The 7,654-nt window shown below is 62.0% G+C and carries 7 protein-coding genes; 5 read left to right on the top strand and 2 right to left on the bottom strand.

The window, feature by feature from the left end; all coding sequences use genetic code 11:
* The 4 genes from G510_RS18745 to G510_RS0112685 form a co-directional block, all read left to right on the top strand.
* Positions 1 to 234, top strand: a 234-nt coding sequence (locus tag G510_RS18745; protein ID WP_029153920.1) for a hypothetical protein, incomplete at its 5' end; no start/stop codon positions are given.
* 3 nt (positions 235 to 237) lie between these two features.
* The gene (locus tag G510_RS17660; RefSeq protein WP_051216754.1) at positions 238 to 1,566 is read left to right on the top strand and encodes a M23 family metallopeptidase; all 1,329 of its coding nucleotides are present in this window, start codon (positions 238 to 240) and stop codon (positions 1,564 to 1,566) included.
* 434 nt (positions 1,567 to 2,000) lie between these two features.
* Positions 2,001 to 4,028 carry an FtsK/SpoIIIE domain-containing protein gene (locus G510_RS0112690; RefSeq protein WP_169562642.1) on the top strand — a complete coding sequence of 676 codons (2,028 nt, stop codon included), beginning with the start codon at positions 2,001 to 2,003 and terminating at the stop codon, positions 4,026 to 4,028.
* A gap of 12 nt (positions 4,029 to 4,040) precedes the next feature.
* On the top strand, positions 4,041 to 4,313 hold the full coding sequence (locus G510_RS0112685; RefSeq protein WP_029153918.1) for a hypothetical protein: 273 nt from the start codon (positions 4,041 to 4,043) through the stop codon (positions 4,311 to 4,313).
* 1,053 nt (positions 4,314 to 5,366) lie between these two features.
* Here G510_RS0112685 and G510_RS0112670 read toward each other — a convergent pair.
* Together G510_RS0112670 and G510_RS0112660 are read right to left on the bottom strand one after the other, a co-directional pair.
* Entirely contained in the window at positions 5,367 to 5,672 is a 306-nt protein-coding gene (locus tag G510_RS0112670; RefSeq protein WP_029153915.1) for a hypothetical protein, read from the bottom strand.
* Between the two features lie 250 nt (positions 5,673 to 5,922).
* Positions 5,923 to 6,666, bottom strand: coding sequence for an HNH endonuclease family protein (locus G510_RS0112660; protein WP_029153914.1), 744 nt, complete (start codon positions 6,664 to 6,666; stop codon positions 5,923 to 5,925).
* A 262-nt stretch (positions 6,667 to 6,928) separates the two neighbouring features.
* Between G510_RS0112660 and G510_RS0112655 the strand changes: the two genes are divergently transcribed.
* Positions 6,929 to 7,654 (top strand): DUF932 domain-containing protein (locus tag G510_RS0112655; RefSeq protein WP_029153913.1); only part of this gene is annotated, 726 nt, incomplete at its 3' end.

The raw sequence follows: 7,654 nt of genomic DNA, 5'->3' as shown, positions 1-7,654 counted from the left end.
GCTGCGGACGCTGCGCCGGCTGCGGACGCTGCACCAACCCGGCAGAGCACCATCGAGTCGAACCCGCCGTCTGCGACACCGTTCGTGGATTCGTCGTTCATCACGTTCACGGACAAGGGGACGATCGAGCACAAAGCGACGCCCGTTGACATGACGGGACTTGCGCCAGCGGCGCTCCTCCGTCCGCAGCACGATGAAGCCATCCGGAAGTTGCTCCTCCTCGCGCGGAGGTAACCGATGAAGATCCGAGCCCTCGTCATCGGCCTGATCAGTTTCGCGATGATCCCAGTCATCGGATTTCTTGCTCTGATCTATCTCACTGTTGTGGCGATCTTCGGAGCCCCCGACGGGACCGGCGGAGGAGAGCCAGGCGGGTGCGTGGTCCGCCCCGCAGAGGAAGAGCTCAAGATTACCGTCGAGGGTGACGAGTCGAACGTCGTCACGCTCAGCGTTCGTCAACTCGAGGTCGCAGCGGAGATCATCAATGTGGGGCGAGCGACAGCGGTCCCGGACGACGGGATCATCGTCGCGTTGATGGTTGCGCTCCAGGAGTCCACTCTCCGCAACCTCGCGAACGATACGGTCCCCGAGTCCTCTGAGTTCCCCAACGATGGCGAAGGCAGCGATGAAGACTCCGTGAACGCTTTTCAGCAGCGGCCGTCGATGAGCTGGGGAGCCGTGGAAGACCTCATGAATGAGCGCTACGCCGCTGCTGCGTTCTATGGCGGTTCCAAGGGACCGAATGAGGGGAGCCCCAGGGGGTTGCTCGACATCGAAGGATGGCGAGCGATGCCCAAGGGGGAGGCGGCTCAGAAAGTACAGTTCTCACGCCACCCGGAGCGCTACGCCAAGTGGGAATCAGGCGCCACCAAGATCGTCACTGTCCTCGGGGAGGAATCCGGTAGCTGCTCCAGCGGCGCGGCCCAGAACGGTGATGTCGTCCTCCCGATCGAACCGGGATTCGTCGTGTCCTCTGGCGGCGACTTTGGGCCTCGTAACATCGGCGGGAACGCTTCGAGATGGCACGCAGCCGTTGATCTGTCGTATCCAGGCGGGCCAGCGACTACGTGCGACCGGCCGGTGTTCGCGGCGATGGATGGAACCGTGACGCGCTCCGACGAGCTCTGGATGAGCATTCAGCACGAAGACGGCTTCGTGATCTCCTACCTCCACATGTATCTCGATGACCACCTCGTCAGCGTGGGAGATGAAGTCGCCGCAGGCACCCAAATCGGGGTGATCGGAAACGCAGGAGCCGACAAGGGGATGTCGTTCGGTTGCCACCTCGACTACCGCATTGACACCACGATGAACACCAACCCCGACGTCGCCAAGCTCAAGACTGTCGCTGATATCGGTGGAGATCCAACCTGGGCCAACTTCATCAACCCTCGCGAGTTCATGGTGCTCTTCGACGTCCCCCTCATGCTCGGCGACCCCATTCATTACTCCGTAGGTGGCGACACCACTAGCGCCGCAGCCGCCGGAGAACGGGTGCAGGTTTCTAGACGCCTTCGGCGCTCAAGCGGCCAGGCCGAACAGGGCAATCTCAGCGTTCAGCGATAGCCCCCGCGCTCCTTCTGCTGCGATGTGTTCTCGTAGTGAGATCGCGCTGCTGTTGGCCTACCGGGGCCGGTTTCGAGTAGGGGCGAGGTGAGGGCCTGGCAGGGCGCCGGCACGCTCCGAAGTAGGAACGGTGCCCGTACGGCGAGGAGCTGAGAGAGCGCAGCGCCGCGATTCCATAGGAATCCTAGGACGGCAAGGAACTCTAGGACGGCTAGAGAAACAAGGGAACCAAGGATTCGAAGGAACTCTACGAATCCTAGGAATTATTGTGATGTGCAGGAGGGTTAGCCGCTCCGACCTTGCGAGCAACGCCGTCGCGGCTAATCCTATCGCGCATGTCAAGTCTTATGCAACGAATCCCCGTCGTGATTGTCCGTGGAGTCGTCTGTCGCAGGCATACCCCGTTGAGCATCCAGAAGAACCAAGGGGACACAATGACCACCACCCGCGTCACCAAGAACACAGATGCGACTGCGCCTCGCGTCGATGTCGTCGGGACCCTGGACAAACGTCCTGTCCCAGGGATTCTGCCGGCTGCCTCTCTCCTCGCTCTTGCAGCGATCACCCATGGCCTTAACATGGCGTGGCACTTTACCGACCAAATCGCCCTGCTCTGGGGCGTAGCAATATTGCTGGCTGCGCTGATGGTCACCTTCGGAGCACGTTCGTGGTGTCGGCTCCGACAGCTCGACATCGCCATCGACGCGATCTTGCCGCTGCTCGCCCCGAACCGCCCCACGCGCGAGCTCGTCCGCGCTAGTAAGTGGTCCGGGTGGATCGGCGTCCCTGGACGCGTTCGTATCGCATATGCTCCTCCGACCGAAGATCTCGATGCGCACCGCGGGATCCAGAAGATCTCGGAGAAGTTCTCCCTACGCATGGGGGAGAGGTACAAGGTCGCCAAGCACGACCCTCGTCGGTGCATGGTCACTCTTCAACGAGACACCTCGATCCCGGAGAAGCCAGACCCCGAGATCGTGCGCATCAGTGACGTGCTCTCCGGGATTCTCCCCGGCGTCTCACCACGCACGATGCAGCGCGACGTAGAGACGAAAGCGATCAAAGAGATCGTCTTCACCTGGCCTACAAGCGCGACCGAACGCGTCGGCCGAATCTCCACACAGCGCCGGCTACTGACGGCTCTCCGCGACGCCTTCAACGACGAGACGCTGACGCTCCGCCTCGACATGTCCAACGCCACCGCGAGCGTGACGCCCATCACTCCACTGCCAGATGCGATCGACCACCCTCCGCGAAGCAAGAACGCACCGATGAAAGTCGCCTTCGGTCAGTTCCGAGACGGAACACCCTGCATCTGGGACCTCGACGCTCCACTACCGCACGTGCTCATCGTCGGCGGTACCGGTGGAGGAAAAACCGTCCTGCTGCTGTCAATCCTCACCGCGCTCCCCGTGGACCGCCCCGCTCGAGCAGAGAGCCAGAACGGCGGCATAGAGATCTGGCCCATCGACCCGAAACGCCTAGGCCTGTTCAACCTCGACCGCATACCCGGTGCGCGACGCTCCGCCACAAGAGAAGAAGCCATCGTCGACTACATCCTCACCGTCAAAGACAAGATGGATGCCCGATATGCCTATCTCGAGGAGCACGGCCCGCACCTACGCGAAACGCTCGATCCCATCGTCCTCGTCATCGACGAAGGCGAAGAGATGAACGAGATCCTCACGTCCTGGTGGAAATCAGGAGAAGGAAAAGAAGACTGGAAAGAGCGTTTCGACCTCGAGAAGGCACCGACCGGCTCCACACACCCCGCAATGAACGCACTCGGCTCGATTCTCCGCCTCGGCCGAGAAGCGCGCGTCCATGTCATCCTCGCCTCGCAGCAGGCAGCCAGCACATGGCTGACTACCTCCAGCCGCGGACAGTTCGCCGTGCGCATCGCGCTGCGAAACCTCGAGCCATCCACATCGCTCATGACGTTCGGCAGCACGATCGCCACGAGCGGCCTCGAAAGCAAACCTGGCCGCGCCTGGGTATCGGTCGGCATGGGAGTCAACCCCGAGCACGCCCAGATCTACTGGACGCCGAAGATCTCCGCAGGGCTCCCCATCCACGACCGCAACATCCTCCACAGCCTCGGTATCGAGCTCCCCGACGACGACCAACACGAACCCCACGAGCGCCCCATCCTGACACTCGTCCCCACGCCAGAGCCCAATAGTGAAGCAACGTCCGAGAACCGCGCCCCGGCTGAGGCGCATCACGAAACTATCCGCGTCCTCACCGCTGTCCCCGAGACATACGAATGCCCCGCCGGCGAGCTCGAACCAGGAACACGCATCCTCATCGACATCGACGGACTAGCAGTCGACGCCACCGTAGACGACGTCTCAATCGACTACGACGCCGACGACTGCCTCACCATCACCTACACAGACGACAACGGCGACCAAGCAACGATGAGCATCCCCGAAGCCGAAACGATCACCGTCACAGAGTGAAAGCACCCCGACATGAACGAAGAAGAAACCGACAGACTATTCGTGCTCTTCGGCGCAGCATTCCTACTCAGCGCCGGGGTCGTCTCCTTCGGAGGCCTCATCGACACGATCCGCCCCATCCTCCTCGAATGGCACATCCTCGCCGAAGGAACCGACGTCATCATCCCAACCGGCCACGACGGCACAGGCATCGGCATCATCCCCCTCCTCGTTCTCGGCGGAATCCTCGTCATCACCATCGCGCTCGCCGTAGCCCGCTCACGTCGACGACGTTTCATCAAATAGCCCCTAATGCCCAGAGGGCACCCCGCAACCGTCACCGCCGCGAGGGTGGCACAGGGGAGGGCTCCCGGAGGGTTGAACGCCCCGCGACGCTTGAGGGAGCCGGCAGAGGCATGCTGGCATCGTCGATGTCGATCTCAACCTGGAAGCCGCGAGCTCGCAAGTGAAGAGTTGTCGCATCGATCGTGGAACGGCGCGACAACTTGGTGCGCGAGTAGGGCAGATACCAAACTCTGATGGCGCGGCTCCAACTCCACCCGTAACGGATCAAGACCCTGCGGCTGCCGTCGTTGGCCTCGGCCCCCTCAAGGAGAGTGCCCGACTCGAGCGTGTGCGAAATCAGGAATGACATGGCATTTCCTCACTGCTAATCGATCTGACAACATCCACGATACGAGGAAACGCAGCAATGTCAACAGCGCCGCCACCAGGAGAGCACCATCACCCGCTCGCCCGGCTAGAACCCGCACAACCAGACGAAGCGATGGGCCACCACGCCGAAGGAGCGCTCGCCGCAGGAAGAGTCGCGATGCTCCCTGTCGAGTACGACTCGGCGTCCTGCGCGTGCGCGGTCAGGAGTGAAGGTGCTGCCGCATGAGCCAGATGTAACGAGCTGGGGTGCGCCACAGAAAGGCGGTAATCGGTTAGACCCCTGGAGACATAAGTGACGCCCGGTCGGAGTTATAGATTGTCAGATCAATAACAGCGAAGGAAGAGATCACAGCGAGGTGATCGGCTCCACTCAACAACCGGGCGTCTGGGGTGAGTTTATCAGGTGGGAGATCTCGGGCTCAGAGCGGCGGGAGAGCGAGCTCTGAACGTGTGAGTTGGAACGTCCGTTGCGCTGACTCGAGCGCCGCGATTGCGGCAGGAGAGCTCGGGTACAGGTCAAGGCGCTCGGACGCGACGCGGAGCTGATCTGCGCGGTAAAACAGTTGGGCGCTCAATGGAATCCGATTGAGCTCGGCCGCGCGCATAGCTAGACGATCAGCTTCAACAGCAGCCACCAATAGGGCCTCGTTGAGTTTGCTCGAGTCGTGGGCTGCAACGGGAGCGTTAGGCAGCATGGCGAACTGGTTCCTGCTTGGCCACAGGCCGCTGGAGACGTGCAAGGCGACCGCGCTTGGCATGGATGTTGATGATCAACTCGCGGGCCTGATCAATCCAGATGCCCGCGGAGAATGCGTCATATTCGTCGCACACCATGCTGGCCCTCTCCTCGAGCACAGCGCTTGCCTGCGCACAGAGCCACCTGGTGCGCTGCATTCCCGGACGGTTCCATTCGGCCGCCTCGCGATTGAACATGCCGGCCAACGCGCGGAGCTGGGCCTCAAGCGCACGAGGGGCAGTGATCTCAGTCATGACGTTCGGCGCAAACTGCTGGTGTCGGCAAGCGCTCGAACGAGATCTCGAGCGGAGTCTTCCACGGCGGGGGGCGTCCCGATCGCGAGCTCATATCCGTCGTGGGTGAACGTCTGCCCGTCGTCGTCGATGAAACCCAGGGCTGGTGCCGGGAGGAGGGACATCACTGTCACGCTCCGAGATACGGCGATGAAACGATTCCGGATGGTGGCTGTGTCGCCAGGGCGAATACGAGCCCAGGATGAAGCGCTCATGAATCCGCCCCCTCGCCAGTGCAGGAATCGAGGATGTCCGTAAGGGCTGTGCGGTCTGCGCTGGGCACGGGGAGGTCATGCTCCGCGAGGATGACGACGAAACGGCTGGCGTACCCGCAGTGGGAGCCCGCCGCTTCGGGCAGCCATTCTGACGGACCAGAGTCACCCTTCGACATGTTCGAAGAGCCGTCAACGGCGAGGAGATTCAGCGGGTCGTTTGCGAACTGCACGCGCTGTTCCTCTGCCCAGCTAGATGCCCCCTGCTGGAACGCCCAGGACAGGGGTACAACGTGATCGATCTGGACGAGAGAGCTCGTGTCCTGTCCGCGCTCGAACATGATCGACGTTCCGGTGTATGGGTCATTGAGGTGACCGGTGAGGACAACGCATTCATCGGTGCCGGGTTCGAACGTGACGTCGGTGAGGTCGCGCGCGAGGGTCTCGTTGCGGGCGTCGCACCCGCTCTGGTTGGTGTCACGCCAACCAGAGCCGAATAGATCCCGTTCGTAATGCACATTGCCGGGCTCGCCGTTGGGGACGCCGGCTAGCAACTGCGCCGCCTCGTCAGAGGAGACCGGAGCAGGGACGGCCGATGCCCCGGAGGGCAGCAGGACTTCTTCTGCTGCGCTGTCATAGTCGAGCGAGGCGCTGAGCTCATCGAGCGGCACGCAGGCAGCCAAAGCGCCGATAGACATAAGTGCGACTCCCGTGGCCGTGGCCAGAGTGAGCTTTCGAGACATGCTTCCTCCCAGATGGTGGCGTCTACTGGATATGCCCTCTGATGTGCGCTTCGCGGACGAGAGAGGTTCGACGCCTGCTGTTAATCGATCTGACATCATTCACCGTAGAGCGCTTCCGGTCGAGACGCAAGCCATCGCGATCGCGCCTCATCGGCATGCCGCTGCATCCGAAGCGACTTCTTGAACTCGGGGGTTGCGAGAAGGGGGAGGTGTCATTAAAGTGAATGTTGTCAGATCGAATAGAAACTAGCGAAGGAAACTCATGACAAACATCTCGACCACAGTCGTCCGCCCGGGAAAGCACCTCGGCACGGACGTCTCCAACGCCAGCACCATCGGTGAAGCCACCGAAATGGCAAACCTCAACTGGGGCCTGAAAGTGCTGCCTGCCGACCACCTCACGGTCATGACCGACGAGGGCATGACCTCGACGTCGATTCCTGGCATGCGACTGGTCACGCGCGCAGACAACAGCCTCACGCTCGGTGTCGTGGGGAACCGTTACAACCCGCTCCAGAACGACGAGGTCTTCGCCTTGGGCGAGCATTTCCTCGCTCGAGGTGCGCGCCCCACAGAAGCCGGTCAGCTCGACGGCGGTCGACGCGTGTTCATGGACTTCTCAATCCCCGACGGACACGTCACGATCGGACAGGGCGATCTCGTCAAGTTCTCCCTCTCCATCCGCGCGAATCACGATGGTCGAGGAGACGTCACCGCAGCCCTCATCGGTCGGCGCCTCGTGTGCTCCAACGGCATGACGGCACTCATCCCGAACCTCCCGCACACATTCTCCGTTCGACACACACGTCACGCTGCCGGACGGATGATCGAAGCAGAAGAGATCCTCGACGGAGCCGTCCGCTACGCAAAGGAATTCTCCGCCCTTGCGCAGGAGATGCTCGACACGTCCTTCACCGAAACGGAGTTCCGCACCTACATCCGCACCCTCTACCCCGAGCCCGACAAGGACAGCCGCGCACATGCGCTC

Source organism: Microbacterium gubbeenense DSM 15944 (genome assembly GCF_000422745.1).
Classification (GTDB): domain Bacteria; phylum Actinomycetota; class Actinomycetes; order Actinomycetales; family Microbacteriaceae; genus Microbacterium; species Microbacterium gubbeenense.
This window is presented reverse-complemented; position numbering and strand designations above follow the sequence as displayed.